Origin of the sequence: Arthrobacter sp. 2RAF22, assembly GCF_052115325.1 — a bacterium.
In the GTDB taxonomy this organism is placed as follows: domain Bacteria; phylum Actinomycetota; class Actinomycetes; order Actinomycetales; family Micrococcaceae; genus Arthrobacter.
In genome coordinates, this window is record NZ_JBFRGL010000014.1 from 69,380 (window position 1) to 85,057 (window position 15,678).

Annotated in this window: 10 protein-coding genes and 1 pseudogene; 9 read left to right on the forward strand and 2 right to left on the reverse strand. The window is 65.1% G+C overall.

The window, feature by feature from the left end; genetic code table 11:
• Positions 1-128: 128 nt before the first annotated feature.
• The 6 genes from AB4068_RS11990 (at position 129) to AB4068_RS12015 (ending at position 8,169) form a co-directional block, all read left to right on the forward strand.
• Entirely contained in the window at positions 129-1,541 is a 1,413-nt protein-coding gene (locus AB4068_RS11990) for a dicarboxylate/amino acid:cation symporter (RefSeq protein ID WP_441433493.1), read from the forward strand.
• Between the two features lie 99 nt (positions 1,542-1,640).
• Positions 1,641-2,093, forward strand: a complete 453-nt coding sequence (locus AB4068_RS11995; RefSeq protein ID WP_441433494.1) for a YbjQ family protein — start codon at positions 1,641-1,643, stop codon at positions 2,091-2,093.
• Positions 2,094-2,130: 37 nt separating this feature from the next.
• On the forward strand, positions 2,131-2,817 hold the full coding sequence (locus tag AB4068_RS12000; protein WP_441433495.1) for a TetR/AcrR family transcriptional regulator: 687 nt from the start codon (positions 2,131-2,133) through the stop codon (positions 2,815-2,817).
• Between the two features lie 26 nt (positions 2,818-2,843).
• Complete coding sequence (locus AB4068_RS12005; protein WP_441433496.1) at positions 2,844-5,366, forward strand: MMPL family transporter; 2,523 nt, start codon at positions 2,844-2,846, stop codon at positions 5,364-5,366.
• A gap of 170 nt (positions 5,367-5,536) precedes the next feature.
• Positions 5,537-6,211 (forward strand): Maf family protein, encoded by a 675-nt coding sequence (locus AB4068_RS12010; RefSeq protein ID WP_059387898.1) that lies wholly within the window; start codon positions 5,537-5,539, stop codon positions 6,209-6,211.
• A gap of 149 nt (positions 6,212-6,360) precedes the next feature.
• Positions 6,361-8,169, forward strand: coding sequence for an acetyl/propionyl/methylcrotonyl-CoA carboxylase subunit alpha (locus AB4068_RS12015; protein WP_284989788.1), 1,809 nt, complete (start codon positions 6,361-6,363; stop codon positions 8,167-8,169).
• Positions 8,170-8,358: 189 nt separating this feature from the next.
• Here AB4068_RS12015 and AB4068_RS12020 read toward each other — a convergent pair whose 3' ends face one another.
• Positions 8,359-9,768 (reverse strand): MFS transporter, encoded by a 1,410-nt coding sequence (locus AB4068_RS12020; RefSeq protein WP_441433497.1) that lies wholly within the window; start codon positions 9,766-9,768, stop codon positions 8,359-8,361.
• A 290-nt stretch (positions 9,769-10,058) separates the two neighbouring features.
• On the opposite strand from AB4068_RS12020, the gene AB4068_RS12025 reads away from it, so the two are divergent.
• From AB4068_RS12025 to AB4068_RS12035, 3 genes are read left to right on the forward strand one after another with little or no spacing between them, the layout of a single operon-like run.
• Positions 10,059-11,465, forward strand: coding sequence for an MFS transporter (locus AB4068_RS12025; protein WP_370872196.1), 1,407 nt, complete (start codon positions 10,059-10,061; stop codon positions 11,463-11,465).
• Between the two features lies 1 nt (position 11,466).
• On the forward strand, positions 11,467-13,695 hold the full coding sequence (locus tag AB4068_RS12030) for a molybdopterin oxidoreductase family protein (RefSeq protein ID WP_441433498.1): 2,229 nt from the start codon (positions 11,467-11,469) through the stop codon (positions 13,693-13,695).
• The gene (locus AB4068_RS12035) at positions 13,692-15,254 is read left to right on the forward strand and encodes an FAD-dependent oxidoreductase (protein WP_332601487.1); all 1,563 of its coding nucleotides are present in this window, start codon (positions 13,692-13,694) and stop codon (positions 15,252-15,254) included. Before AB4068_RS12030 ends, AB4068_RS12035 begins: the two co-directional genes overlap by 4 nt.
• Here the strand turns inward: AB4068_RS12035 and AB4068_RS12040 are convergent.
• A pseudogene (locus AB4068_RS12040) lies at positions 15,220-15,537 on the reverse strand (tyrosine-protein phosphatase); the annotation flags it as partial. The gene AB4068_RS12035 and the pseudogene AB4068_RS12040 overlap by 35 nt on opposite strands.
• Between the last annotated feature and the right edge of the window lie 141 nt (positions 15,538-15,678).

Sequence of the window (15,678 nt, forward strand, 5' to 3'; positions counted from 1 at the left end):
GAATAACTTCATAATTGGGTGGATTGGCGGCGAATTCTTGGGCCTTTTTGGTAGAGGGTCGAATGTGAGACCGTAACATTTCTCAACGTCGGGTCGCGGTGGTATTTTCCGGGGCCTAGTTTGTTTCGGTGAGCAATTCATCCAACACTTTGACTTCCGCCGGAAAGACTTCGTCCCGGCTTCCCCAGTGGGCAACGTCCTTCGGCGTCCAGATCATCGCGGCCCTCGTGATCGGCCTGGCCCTTGGCCTCCTGGCCAAAGCCACCGGCAGCACCACGAAAGCTCCCAACGGGCTTGGCGCCACGCTGCAGACCATCGGCTCGAGCTACGTCTCGCTGCTGCAGACCGCCGTCGTGCCCTTGATCTTCACAGCCGTGGTGAGCTCCATCGCGAACCTGCGCCAAGTGTCCAATGCCGCGAAATTGGCGTGGAACACCCTGCTCTGGTTCGCCATCACGTCACTCATCGCCGTGACGATCGGCATCGGACTTGGAGTGCTCTTGCAGCCAGGCTCCGGCACCGGCATCACCAAGAAGGCCGAGTACGCCGGAAAGACCGGCGACTGGTGGGCGTTCCTGACAGGTCTTTTCCCCAAGAACTTCCTGGGCCTGGGAGCGAGCACCACCGTCACGGACGGCGTCGCCAGCACGTCGATCACCTTCAACGTGCTGCAGATCCTGGTGATCGCCATCGCCGTCGGCGTCGCAGCCCTCAAGGTGGGCAAGCAGGCCGAACCGTTCCTGAACCTCAACGCTTCCGCCCTGGCCGTCATCCAGAAGGTCCTCTGGTGGATCATCCGCATTGCCCCGCTGGGCACCATCGGCCTGATCGGCAACGCAGTGGCCGTCTACGGGTGGGACACCATCGGTGCGCTCGGCAAGTTCACGGTGGCCATCTACGCGGGCCTCGCCCTGGTGCTGTTCGTCGTCTACCCCATCCTGGTCAAGACCCATGGACTGTCCGTCAAGCAGTACTTCTCGGGCGTGTGGCCCGCCGTGCAGTTGGCATTCGTCTCGCGTTCCTCGATCGGCACGCTGCCGCTCACGCAGCGCGTCACCGAACGCAACCTGGGCGTCCCCCAGGGTTACGCGTCCTTCGCCGTGCCACTCGGCGCCACCACCAAGATGGACGGTTGCGCCGCCATCTACCCGGCCGTCGCCGCGATCTTCGTTGCCCAGTTCTTCGGCATCAACCTGGACTTCAGCCAGTACTTGCTGATCGTGGTGGTTTCCGTCCTTGGTTCCGCGGCAACGGCAGGCACCACGGGCGCCGTCGTCATGCTCACGCTGACACTTTCCACGCTGGGACTGCCGCTCGCCGGCGTCGGACTCCTCCTGGCGATCGACCCCATCCTGGACATGGGCCGCACGGCCGTCAACGTGGCAGGACAGGCGCTGGTTCCGGCCATCGTCGCCAAGCGGCAGGGAATCCTGGACGAATCGCTCTACAACGCGCCCCGCAAGGGAACGGCATTCGCGGCCGAGGGTGAGTTCCCGGAGGCATCCGAGGAGACCCGCGAGCTCGCTGGCGCCAAGGCCTAGCGACGGCACACCGTCGCGCGGACAAATCCCCGGGAACCAGTTCAAAATGCCCCGGGGATTTGTCCTTTTAACGGGGTTGATTCTGGATAGGCTCTGTCCATGCTCATAGTCACCTCAAACAAGATTCCGGGCCACAAGATCGACGCCGTCTTCGGCGAAGTCATGGGCCTCACCGTCCGCTCACGGGATATCGGCGCCCAGGTAATGGCCGGCTTCCGTTCCCTCGGCGGCGGCGAGCTGCCCGAAATGACCAAGGCGCTCTATGAGAGCCGCCAGGAAGTCATGGCCCGCATGGTCAACGAGGCACAGCAGCGCGGTGCCAACGCAATCGTCGCCATGCGCTTCGACACGTCCGAGATGGGCGGCAACTGGACCGAAGTGTGCGCCTACGGGACTGCCGTTTTCGCCATTCCCCTGGCCGAAGGCGAGCCAGGCGCCACAGGCCAGTCGATCTACCTCACCAGCGCGGCAGCCCAACAGCCCACCCAGCAATCCACGCAGACCGCGACGTCGGCCGCGCCCCAGGAACACGAGATCCCACCGGAGACTTAACTTGCCCTGAGTGCAAAGTTGCACTTAGTGTAACTATGTGACGCCTTCCGATACTATCGCCCTCCCGTCGCGCCGCGAACAGAACAAACTGGCCACCCGCCAAGCGATCGCCGACGCGGCCCTCGCCGTGTTGCGCAGCAAGGGGGCCGGCAATTTCACCGTGGAAGACATCGCGGAAGAAGCCGGCGTATCCCGGCGCACCTTCTTCAACTACTTCCCCAGCCTCGAAGCAGCCTTGGCGTCCGTGACCAAAGGCTTCCTGGACCATGCCTTGGAACAGTTCCGATTGCGCCCTTCGGACGAACCCATCCTCGATTCCGCCCGGGCCGCCCTCACGGCGCTGGCTGACCCTATGACGGTTTCCCCCATGGCCGAACTCTTCAGCCTCACCCACGACAACCGTGCCTTGGTGCGTTCCGAACTGGAAGCCTGGGACCACTGCACCACTCAGATCATCGACGCTGCCCGTCGTCGCGTCGGCCCGGATGTCAACGAGCTATATCTGCGGGCTCTGGCCGGGTCCATCATTTCCTGCGGCAAGGCAGCCATGAGCGTCTGGTTCGAACAACACGGCCCGGATCTATCCGCTGAATCCCTCGCGAGCTTGCGGCAGCACTTGATCGACGCTATTGGCCTGCTCGGTTCAGGCTTCAAGGCACCCGCCCCTCAAACCCCGTCGGCGCACAGCCCTCAGCCCGCGGCAGACTCCCAACACTCGGCATAACCACACACCGACAGATCGGTTCCGATATGGCACTCCTGCTCTACCGCCTTGGCAAGTTCTCCTACCGTCACCGCTGGCTGGTGATCTCCCTCTGGCTGGCTGTGCTCGTGGCCGTCGGCGGCTCTGCCGCTGCCTTCCACGGCACCATGTCCAACAATTTCCAGATCCCCGGCACTGAGACCCAGCAGATGCTGGACAAACTCAAGAAGGACCTTCCTGCCTCCTCGGGCGGTTCCGCGGGGATCGTCTTCGAAGCCGGCGACGCCGGCTTCAACCAAGCCGGCAAGGACGCCATTGCGTCGGCCCTCGCCCGGCTGGAAAAGCTGCCGGATGTGCAGTCCACGGTCAACCCGTTCACGACCCAAGCCACCTTGGACAAGGCACCGTCCGATCTTGCTGCCGGGGAACAGAAAGCTGYCGCCGGGCAGGCTGAGCTGGACAAGGCGCGGGCCACGCTCGACGCAGGCGATGCCCAACTCAAGGCCGCCGAGCAGCAAATGACCGCCGTCGGTATGCCCGCGGCGCAGGTCCAGGCCCAACTTGCCCCTCAAAAGGCCGAACTCCTGGCCGGACGCCAGAAGCTCGATGCCGGCCAGAAGCAAGCCGCCGACGGCGCCGCTACCCTCGCCCTGGCCAAACGCCAAGTGACCGCTTCCCAAGGGATGCGCTTTGTCTCCACGGACGGTAAAGCGGCGATCGCACAGGTCCAGTTCAAGACCTCGATCAATGGCCTGACCCCCGCCGTCCGGCAGCAAGTCCAGGACATTGTCCATGGGGTCTCCTCGGCAGGCGTCACAGCCTTGGCCAGCAAGGAAATCACCGAGGACGTCTCCCAATTGTTCGGTGTCTCCGAAATCATCGGTATCGCCGTCGCGGCCATTGCCCTGATTGTGATGCTGGGAACGCTCGTCGCCGCCGGCCTTCCCCTGCTGATGGCGATCATCGGCGTGGCGGTGGGCGTCGGCGGTACCTTTGCCCTCACCGGCGTCATTGACATGAGTTCCATCTCCCCGATGCTCGCGCTCATGCTGGGACTCGCCGTCGGGATCGACTACTCGCTCTTCATCGTCAACCGCCACCGCGGGCAATTGCTTTCGGGGATGGACGCCGAGGAATCAGTGGCCCTCGCGACCGGCACTTCAGGCAACGCCGTCCTTTTCGCCGGCCTCACTGTCGTCATCGCGCTTGCGGCACTGGTGGTTCCCGGGCTGCCATTCCTTGCGGTCATGGGTCTGTCGGCCGCCGCGACGGTGGCAGTCGCCGTCGTCGTCTCCCTCACTCTGACTCCGGCAGTCCTCTCGCTGGTGGGCCGCAAACTGATCTCTAAGCGGGCCTGGGCCAAGGCAGAGCGGCACAACGCCGAGCCTGACCACGCCTCGGCGGACCGCGCGGCGGACCAGCAGCGAAGCAGCCGTGGTTGGGGCGGGCTTGTGACCCGGCATCCGGTGGTCTCGCTGCTTGCCGGCGTCGTGCTGCTCGGGGTGCTGGCCCTCCCGGCCTCCCAGCTGCGCCTCGCTTTGCCCGACGGCGGTTCGGAGCCGGTCGATTCGCAAGCGTTCAAGGCGTACGACCTCACCCGGACCAGCTTCGGCGAGGGAATGACCGGTCCCATCGTGGTTGTCGGCACCTTCCCGGACGGGCTCAGCGACGATCAGGCCAAGACGAAGCAGTTCGACGTCGCGGACAAGCTGCGCAGTGTCGACAACGTCGTGGCGGCCGTTCCGGTAGCCCTCAGCCAGGATCACCGCACGGCCGTTTTCCAGGTCATCCCCAAGGACGGGCCCGCGAGCGCCAGCACCGTCCAGGTGGTCTCGGAACTGCGGGGCAAGGGTTCCGAAATCCAGCAGGCGACAGGCGCCACCATCGGATTGACGGGGCAGACGGCCGGCAACATCGACGTCTCCGCGAAGCTCGGTGCCGCCTTGCCGCCGTACTTGGCGATCGTCGTCGGGCTCTCGCTGGTCCTCCTGCTCCTGGTGTTCCGCTCGATCGTCGTCCCGCTGCTCGCCACCGGCGGTTTCCTGCTCTCGCTCGCGGCAGCGTTCGGCGCCGTGGTGGCCGTGTACCAGTGGGGCTGGCTGGGCACCGTGTTCGACGTGCCCAACCCCGGAGCCGTGCTGAGCTTCCTGCCGATCATCCTCATTGGTGTGCTGTTCGGCCTGGCCATGGACTACCAGGTGTTCATCACATCGGGCATGCGCGAATCGTTCATGCATGGCGAGAATGCGAAGCAAGCAGTCCGAAGCGGCTTCAGCCATGCCGCAGCTGTGGTCACGGCCGCCGCCATCATCATGGTCAGCGTGTTCGCCGGCTTCATCTTCAGCCACCTGACCATGGTCCGGCCGCTCGGTTTCGCGATGGCGTTCGGCGTGCTCGTCGATGCGTTCGTGGTGCGGATGACCATTGTTCCGGCCGTGATGTACCTGTTGGGCGAGAAAGCCTGGTGGCTGCCGCGGTGGCTGTCCCGGGTCCTGCCCGACGTCGACGTCGAGGGTGCAAACCTCCAGCGCACGACGGCGGCGGGCGGGGCCAAGGAGCTGGTCCACTAAGCGCCTGGTTGCCTATCAGCGGGCGTCGGTTCTGTGTCCAGAACCGACGCCCGCTCACCTTTAAGGCCCTTTCCCCAAACGCCCGCTCACCCAAGTGAGCGAGCGTCGGGCCAAACACCCGTATAGGTGAGCGAGCGTCCGAGGAAGGCGTCGCGTACTACGCTTGAGCCGTGACCCGATTGATCCTGGCTTCCCAGTCCCCCGCCCGCACCAAGCTCCTCACGGAGGCCGGCATCCACCACGAGGTACTCGTCTCGGACGTGGACGAGGACGCCGTGCAAGCCCGGTACGGCGTCACCGATGCGCATGACACCGCTCTCCTCCTCGCCCGCGCCAAGGCCGAGGCTGTCGCTTCCCTGCCCGACGCCGAGGGGGCCCTGGTGATCGGCTGCGATTCCGTGTTCGAGTTCGACGGCGAATCGCACGGTAAGCCGTACACAGTAGACATTGCCAAGGAACGAATGCTGCGCATGAGCGGCTCCAAGGGCGTCCTCCACACCGGGCACTGGCTCGTGGACTGCCGCGAAACCGCAGCGGACATGAACGACGGCGAGACGGCCGTCGGCACCGGAGCAACGGTCGGTGCGGTGTCCAGCGCAGAGGTCCACTTTGCGGAGATGAGCGAGAAGGACATCGACGCCTACATCGCAACCGGCGAGCCCCTGCACTGCGCCGGTTCCTTCACGATCGACGGCTTGGGCGGGGCCTTCATCCGCAAGGTCGACGGCGACCCGCACGCCGTCGTCGGGCTCTCCATCTCGACCCTCCGCGATCTGCTCGGGCAAGCGAACGTCGGGATCACCGAACTCTGGACCCACAACGGCTCCGAAGCGGGCAGCGAATAGCGGCGGTCCAGGTCGCCAGCGCGACGGCCAATTTCCAGCCTTTGTAGCAACCCTACAAAGACAGGCCGTCTCACACACGGAATCCCCCATCAATATGGGCGGAACCCTCAAAATCACGCTAGGCTCCCTGAAGGACAGAAGGAGTCAACTTGTCAGCTAATCCGGCGCAGCCCATTTCCAGCCCTCTCACCAAGGTCTTGATCGCCAACCGAGGCGAAATCGCGGTCCGCATTATCCGCGCAGCCCGGGACGAAGGCATCGCATCCGTGGCCGTCTACGCAGACCCCGATCGCGACGCCCTGCACGTCAGGCTGGCAGATGAGGCCTACGCACTGGGCGGCAACACCGCTGCCGAGTCGTACCTCGTGATGGACAAGTTGATCGACGTCGCCAAGCAGTCGGGTGCGGACGCCATCCACCCGGGCTATGGCTTCCTCGCAGAGAACGCCGAGTTTGCCGCCAAGGTCATCGACGCCGGCATCACCTGGATCGGCCCGTCCCCGGACGCCATCTCCGCATTGGGCGACAAGGTGCAGGCCCGCCACATCGCCGAAAAGGTCGGCGCTCCGCTGGTTCCCGGTACGGCCGACCCGGTCGAGTCCGCTGACGAGATCCTGGCCTTCGCCAAGGAGTTCGGGCTCCCGATCGCCATCAAAGCCGCCTACGGCGGCGGCGGACGCGGCATCAAGGTGGCCCGCACCATCGAGGAAATCCCCGAGCTTTTCGAGTCCGCAGTACGTGAAGCCATTGCCGCCTTCGGCCGCGGCGAGTGCTTCATCGAGCGCTTCCTGGATTCCCCCCGCCACGTCGAGACCCAGTGCCTCGCTGACGCCTACGGAAACGTCGTTGTGGTGTCCACTCGCGACTGCTCCCTCCAGCGCCGCAACCAGAAGCTTGTGGAAGAGGCCCCCGCGCCGTTCCTGAGCCCCGAGCAGAACGAGCGCCTCTACGAGTCCTCCAAGGCCATCCTGAAAGAGGCAGGCTACCTCGGCGCTGGAACGTGCGAATTCCTGGTGGGCCAGGACGGCATCATCTCATTCCTCGAAGTCAACACGCGTCTTCAGGTGGAGCACTGCGTTTCGGAGGAAGTCACAGGCCTCGACCTGGTCCGCGAGCAGTTCCGCATCGCCCGTGGCGAGAAACTCGGCTATGGCGATCCCGAGGTCCGCGGCCACTCCTTCGAATTCCGCATCACCGGCGAAGACCCGGGCCGCAACTTCATGCCCGCACCGGGAACCATCAGCACCCTGAAGAACCCGACAGGTCCGGGCATCCGCATCGATTCCGGCGTGGAGCAGGGCGACGTCATCAGCGGGAACTTCGACTCCATGCTGTCGAAGCTGATTGTCACCGGCGCTACCCGCGAACAGGCCCTCCAGCGTTCCCGCCGCGCCCTTGAGGAAATGGTGGTTGAAGGCATCCCCACCGTCATTCCTTTCGACCTCGCAGTGGTGACCGATCCCGCGTTCGCTCCGGCCGAAGGCCCGTTCAAGGTGCACACCCGCTGGATCGAGACCGAGTTCGTCAACAACGTCCCCGCGTGGACGCCTACCGGAACCGGAACAGAAGCCGCCGACGCCGGTGAGCGCCAGCGCGTCGTCGTCGAGGTTGGCGGCAAGCGGCTGGAAGTTGTCCTTCCGGCGACCCTCGGCTCGGTTTCCTCTGTCGCCAACGCGGGCACCAAGGGCGCCAAGGTCAAGAAGCGTTCCCGCTCTGCGGGCGCCACAGCCGCAGTCGCGGGCGGCAACGCCCTCACCTCGCCGATGCAGGGCACCATCGTCAAGGTGGCAGTAGCCGCCGGCGACGTGGTTGCAGAAGGCGATCTGATCGTGGTCCTCGAAGCCATGAAGATGGAACAGCCCCTCACCGCCCACAAAGCCGGCACCATTCATGGCTTGGTGGCAAAGGCAGGCGAGACCGTCTCCGCGGGCGCCGTCATCGCGACGATCGAAGACTAGTCCCCACTGCCCCCCTAGCCTCGCTTCGCTCGGCCAGGGAACCCGGGCAGCGTGGGCCCACCCACTGGCTCCCTAGCCTCGCTTCGCTCGGCCAGGGAACCCGGGCAGCGTGGGCCCAATTAAAGAGCTCCGGCCCCGCACCATGGGTGCGGGGCCGGAGTCATTTAACCCGAGCCTGTTAATTCAAGCTCAAGCTACGTTGTTTTCGTAATCCGTGTCCCTGGTTTCCTTGGACAGGAACAGGGCCACGAGCGTCAGTACCGCCATGGCGCTGAGGTAGACACCCACCAGGACCGTGCTGCCCTTGGCCGACTCCCAGAGCCAGACCGCGATGAACGGAGCCACAGCCGCGCCGAGGATGCTGGACATGTTGTAACTGACGGCGGATCCGGTGTATCGGACGTTGGTCGGGAACAGTTCCGGAAGCAGCGCACCCATGGGGCCGAAGGTAAGGCCCATCAGCGAGAAGCCGATGATCAGCAACGCCATGGTGCCAACAAAGCCGCCACTGAACAACGGCACGAAGAGCAAGCCGAATACCAGGATTCCCGCGGTCACGGCCAGGAGCATCTTGCGGCGGCCATACTTTTCGGCCAGCGGACCGGCCACCAGGGTGAAAATGCCGAAGAAGACGACGCCGGCAATCAGCATCCAGAGGAAGTCGTTCCGGCTGAAACCCAGGCCTGGTACGAACGCCGCGGCAGCCGCGTCGGTCATGGGCTTTCCGGCCTTCACCGCAGCGGCTTGGGCGCCCACCAGGGTTGGTTTGGTGCCGTAGGTCAGGGTGAACGTGGTCATGAGGTAGAACAGCACGTACGTCGCAAGCATGATGAAGGTACCGAGGATCAGCGGGCGCCAACTCTTCTTGAACACGCGTCCGATGGGCAGCTTGGCCACTTCGTTGGACTCCAGCACCTTGGTGAATGCGGGAGTTTCAATGAGCTTGAGGCGCACGTAGAGGCCAAGGATCACCATGACGGCGCTGAGCAGGAACGGCACGCGCCAGCCCCAGGCGGCGAAGGCCTCGGGAGTCAAGGTGTAGCTGAAGACCAGGAAGATGATGTTGGCCAGGATGAAGCCGATCGGCGCACCCATCTGCGGGAATGTTCCATAGATGGCGCGTTTATTGGCCGGCGCGTTCTCTGTTGCGAGCAGCGCGGCGCCGCTCCACTCTCCCCCGAGGGCCAGGCCTTGGGCGAACCGCAGCACAACCAGCAATGTGGGAGCCAGGAAGGTCCAGCCCGGAACCTGTGCCGTGGGGAGGCAACCGATCAGGAACGTGGCAATACCCATGGTCAGGAGGGACGCAACCAGGGTTCCCTTGCGACCGAATTTGTCACCGAAGTGGCCGAAAACTATAGAGCCGAGCGGTCGGGCGACGAAGGCGACACCGAACACCGCGAAGGAGCTCAACAGCTGGGTGGTCTCGTCCGCCGTCGGGAAGAAGAGTTTAGGGAAGACGAGCACAGCTGCCGTGGCGTAAACGTAGAAATCGTAGAACTCGATGGACGTTCCGATGAGGCTGGCGAAGATCACCCGGCCCCGCGAGTTGACCGGCTTGACTGACTCGCTTTCCTTGGATTCAGCGATGGAAGACATGTAGTGGATGCTTTCGTTCACGCCGGCCCGGCGTCGCTGAGCCTGCCGGCAGATTATTGAGAGTTCAATAATAGTTCCCGGTATCCACCAAATGGACAATCAAGTCCAAGATGCGGACGCCCGGAAAAGTCTCACTCTGTGGTCCGCGCCACAACAACCTCACCATCGCCTCACGCAGTGGTGACCCCCTCCGATAGGTGAATGTCACAGCACGTTTACAAACCGCGACAGTCCGCGAAACGCGCCGTACCTAACGTGTAAGGACAACGTCCCCACAAAGGAGGCACTCCGTGACAGTTGACCGAAGCACCGAAATCCTCACCAACGAGCAGGCGCCCACCGCCCTCGTCCCCGAGCTTGAACACCGCCCTGGCCGCTGGATTGCCAACTGGGATGCAGAGAACAAGGAGCAGTGGGACGCCGTTGGCCGTTCCATCGCCAAGCGCAACCTGTACTGGTCCATCTTCGCCGAGTTCCTCGGCTTCGTCGTCTGGCAGCTCTGGTCGATCGTCGTCGTCCAGCTCCCGGCAGCAGGCTTCAAGTTCGACACCAACCAGATCTTCTGGCTCATCTCGATCCCCAGCCTGGTCGGTGCCACACTGCGCATCCCGTACACCTTCATGGTCCCGAGGTTCGGCGGCCGCAACTGGACCATCGTCTCGGCCCTCCTGCTGCTGATCCCGACGGCGGGCCTCGCCCTCTGTGTCTCAAACCCCGGCACCCCCTTCGGCGTCATGCTGCTGGTTGCGGGCCTTGCAGGCTTCGGCGGCGGCAACTTCGCCAGCTCGATGGCAAACATCACCTTCTTCTACCCTGCCCGCGAAAAGGGCTGGGCGCTGGGCCTGAACGCTGCCGGCGGAAACCTTGGTGCCGCCGTCGCGCAGCTCATCGTTCCGATCGCCGTCACGCTCCTTGCCGCCGGTACGGTCAACCTCCCCATGGCCGGCCTCATCTGGATTCCGCTCATCCTCGTCGCCGCGTTCGGCGCCTGGAAGTACATGAACAACCTCACCAGCGCCAAGGGTGACGTCGCAGGCTCCATCGCCGCGCTCAAGGAACCGCACCTGTGGATCATGGCCTTCCTGTACATCGGTACCTTCGGCTCGTTCATCGGCTTCTCCGGAGTCTTCCCCAAGCTCATCAAGGACTACTTCCCGGCCTTCTCCTCCATGCACCTCGGCGCGGTTGTCCTCTCGCTCGCCTTCCTTGGCCCGCTGGTCGGTTCCCTCGCCCGCCCCTACGGTGGACGCATGGCTGACCGCATGGGCGGAGCCCGCATGACCGTCACGGCGTTCGCAGCGATGGCCGTCATCACCTTGACCATGATCTGGACCCTTCCGCTCAAGAACTTCTGGCTCTTCCTGGTCCTGTTCCTGTTCCTCTTCACGGCGAGCGGCTTCGGAAACGGCGCGACGTACCGCATGATTCCGGTCATCTTCGCCACCTCCAGCCGCGCAGCTCGCTCCGGTGCGAGCGCCGCCAGCACGGCACGCCTTGCGTCTTCCTCGCTCGGCCTGATCTCGGCGATCGGCGCCTACGGCGGATTCGTCATCCCCCAGGTACTCAATGCATCCAGCGCTTCCGGCTCCTACACCCCCGCGTTCTATGGCTTCGTCGGCGCCTACGTGCTGATGCTCATCGTTTGCTGGGTCTGCTACCTCCGGAAGGCCAACCGTACCGCGATGGGACACATCTAATATGCCCAATGGCGCCAACACCCACTGCCCGTATTGTGCGCTGCAGTGCGCCATGACCCTGACCCCGGCGGCGCCCTCGGCGCAGCCGGGGTCAGACCCCGCTCCCGCGGCAAAGGCACTTCCGCTCCTGGACGTGTCCGGCCGCGACTTCCCCACCAACCGGGGCGGGCTGTGCCGCAAGGGCTGGACATCGGCGTCGTTGTTGAACCACACCGGACGCGTCACGGAACCCATGCTCAAAGGGTCCGACGGCGTCCACCGGCCAGTCACGTGGGACCAGGCACTCATGCTGGTCACCGGCGCCGTCAAGCAGACCCGCGAGCAGTACGGGCCAGACGCCGTCGGCGTGTTCGGCGGCGGCGGACTCACCAATGAGAAGGCCTACCAGTTGGGCAAGTTCGCCCGCTTGGCGTTGGGAACCTCGCGCATCGACTACAACGGACGTTTCTGCATGTCCTCCGCCGCGGCGGCCGGAAACCGCGCGTTCGGTGTGGACCGCGGCCTCCCGTTCCCCGTGGAAGACCTCGATTCGGCAAACGTCATTTTCCTTCTCGGCTCCAACGTCGCCGAGACCATGCCACCATTCGTCCAGCACCTGCAGGGCGTGCGCGATTCCGGCGGGTTGATCGTGGCCGATCCCCGCCGTTCCGCGACGGCCGCATTCACCGGCGACGGCGGCGGCATCCACTTGCAGCCGACCCCCGGAACAGACCTGGCCCTGCTGTTGGGTATCTCCCACGTGGTGGTCCACGAAGGCCTCGCCGACGCCGAATACCTCGAGGATCGCACCACCGGGTACCCGGCGATAGTTCGTAGCCTCTCCGCTTTCTGGCCGGAGCGCGTCCAGTCAATCACCGGCGTGCCCGCCACACTCATCCGGGAAACCGCCCGCCGCCTCGCCGACGGCGCCCGGCGCGGCGGCAGCTACATCCTCACCGGCCGCGGCGTCGAACAGCACGTCGACGGTACGGACACCGCCACCGCCGCGATCAACCTCAGCCTCCTCCTCGGCCTGCCGGGATCCTCCCGCAGCGGCTACGGCACACTGACCGGCCAGGGAAACGGCCAGGGCGGCCGCGAGCACGGCCAAAAGGCCGACCAGCTCCCCGGCTACCGCAAGATCACCGATCCCGCCGCCCGCGCCCACGTCGCAAAGGTGTGGGGCGTCGACGAATCACTCATCCCCGGCCCCGGTCTTCCCGCCGTGGAGCTGTTGAAGTCTTTGGGACAGCCCGACGGCGTCCGTTGCCTCTTCGTGCACGGCGCCAATGTTGCGGTGTCAGCCCCCGACGCCGGCGCGGTGATCGAGGGCCTGCGGAGCCTGGACTTCCTGGTTGTCTGCGACTTCTTCATGTCCGAGACGGCGCTGGAAGCCGACCTGGTCCTCCCGGTCACCCAGTGGGCCGAGGAAGAAGGTACCCTGACCAACCTCGAGGGCCGCGTGCTCCGCCGTCGTAAGGCGCTCACCCCTCCCCCCGGCGTCCGCAGCGAATTGTGGCTCATGGCCCGGCTCGCCGAATCGCTCGACGCTCCGTCCACGTTCAGCGACGATCCCGAGACCGTGTTCGAGGAGCTCCGGCTCGCCTCGGCGGGCGGCCTGGCCGACTACTCCGGAATCGACTACGCCATGCTGGATCGAGGAGAGGCTGCCTACTGGCCTTATCCCACCGGTAGTTCGGGAACGCCGCGACTCTTCCTCGACGGTTTCGCGCACGCCAGCGGGCGCGCGGTGATGGTCCCGGTGGCACCGCGGACGCGGTCCCGGCGATCCGCCGTCGTCGGCTCTGATCCTGACCCGCTGACGCTTGTCACCGGGCGGTTGCTGGAACATTACCAATCGGGCGCCCAGACCCGCCGCGTGGCCGAACTCGCCGCCGCGCAGCCGGAGGCGCTCTTGCAGATCCACCCCGCGACGGCGGCCGTCAGGGACATCACCGACGGCGACTTTGTCCGGGTCTCCAACGAACGCGGAGAGGTCCTGTGCAGGGTGGAGCTCAGCAACAGCATCCGGACGGACACCGTCTTCCTCCCCTTCCATTTCCCTGGACTGGGCAGCGCCAACCTGCTCACTGAAGCGGTTACGGATCCCATCTCGGGCATGCCGGAGTTCAAGACCAGCACGGTCTGGGTCCGGAAGGCAGCACTACCAAATATCGAATCGGCGTTGGCTGGCCAGTTGGCTGTTCCAGCGGGCGCCGGCTTGTCAACGCAGGTCAAGGAGGCATCGTGAGCGAGCGAATTGTGGTGGTCGGGTTCGGACCGGTCGCAGCCCGGCTGGTGGACGAACTGTTGCCCGCCGTGCGCGGCGGCCTTGTCCAGCTGCTCGTCGTCGGGCAGGAAAGCGAAGCGGCCTACAACCGTGTCATGGTGGCGGAACTCGGCGTGGGTCGTACTACCGCGGCAGCCCTCGCGATGGCGGACGCTGCCGATTTGGCGGCGGACGGCGTCGAAGTCCGGCTGGGTGTCACCGTCAAACGCATCGACCGCGCACGCCAGCAGCTTGTCCTTTCGGACGGGACCACGCCTGGCTACGACCGTTTGGTGTTCGCCACGGGTTCGCGACCCGTCATTCCGAACCTCACGGGTATCAACCCCGATCCTTCACACCCTGTCCTCCCTCCAGGGGTGACCGCCCTCCGGGACCTCCGCGACGCCGCTCAATTGCGCGACGCCGTGACTGCCGGCAAGCGCGTGATCGTGCTCGGTGGCGGTGTACTCGGCCTTGAAACGGCGTTGGCCGCAGCCGAAGAAGGTGCCCTGGCCACGGTGGTGCACAACGGTTCCTTCCCGCTGGGCCGCAACATCGACCGCGGCGGTGGAGCCGTTCTCGCGGCGAGCTTGCGCAACAGCGGGATCACCATGGTGGGCAACGCCCGTTCCACGGCGGTGGAGCACAATGGCCCCGACGGCATGTTTTCGGCCCTCGTGCTCAACGACGGGTCGCGGATCGAAGGCGACCTTCTTGTCCTTTCCTGCGGCGTGCGCCCCCGGATCGAACTGGCCGAAGGCTGCGGGCTGCCCGCGGCCACCGGCATCCTTGTGGATCACCACTTGCGGACCTATCACGAGCCGCACATGTTCGCCATCGGGGACTGCGCCGAAGTCCGCTGCGCCGATGCCGAGTGCGCCGAATGCCGCACAGCACTTGGCCCCTCCGGGCTGGTGGGACCGGGTTGGCGGCAGGCCGAGTGGCTTGCCGAGTACCTGATCCTTCTTGCCGAAGGCGGCCAGGACGCTGCCGACACCTTGGCACCGCTGCCGCAGGAGAAGCCCGGCGTCGTGGTGTTGAAGGCGCGAGGCATCAACCTGGCGGTCGCTGGCGACAACAGCGCTGAGCCGTGGGATGACGAGCTGTTGTCCGTGGGTGTCTCGGAGGGAACGCCCCGGCGCCAGGTCGCCCAGTGGGCCGATCCCGAACACGGCCGCTACGTCAAAATGACGACGCGGGGCGGCGCGCTCGAAGGACTCGTCACCGTAGGCATGCCGCGCACGGCCGCGGAGCTCGTGATGCTGTTCGAACGCGGCTCCGAGTTGCCAGCAGACCGTTCACTCCTCCTACGCCTGGACGGGCCGGACCAGCTCGGCTCTTCCGCTTCGAATGATGATCCGCAGCGCACAGTGTGCCGCTGCGCAGGCGTCAGCGGCGCGAGCATCGAGGAAGCCGTGTTGGATGGCTGCTCGTCCGTGCCGGAAGTTTCCAAGGCGACCCGCGCGGGGACGGGGTGCGGAGGGTGCCATGGGGACATCAAGGGGATTATCGAGAAGCATTTCCAGGGCGTTGCGGCGTAGGGGTTGCCGCGCCGCGCCACGTGAACAGGCCCTCCCGGTCCCGGTCGGTGAGCTTCGCGGCGTCGAGGAAGGTGTGGAGATCGAATTTTTCCAAGGCATCCCGGAAGGCGCCTTCAGTTGTTGTGCCGTGTTGCCGGCATAGTTCCTCAAGCCTAGGTTCGACGTTGTTTCGCTCGCCTCTGGCCGCCCGCGCATCGCCAAGCCTGACGGTTTCCAGATAGTCATCGACGATGCATTCGGGGTCTGTGCCGATTGCGTGAAGCAGAGCCATGGCGAGCAGGCCAGTCCGGTCCCTGCTTTGTTTTCTGTCGGATCCCCCATGTGCCCTAGTAAACCAGAGCGTGCAAGTCGCCCTTCTGGATAATCACCCAAGCGCGCATCCTTGCAGCTAGGTCACCTCGCGGGCGCGTGGTCGCCATCTGGT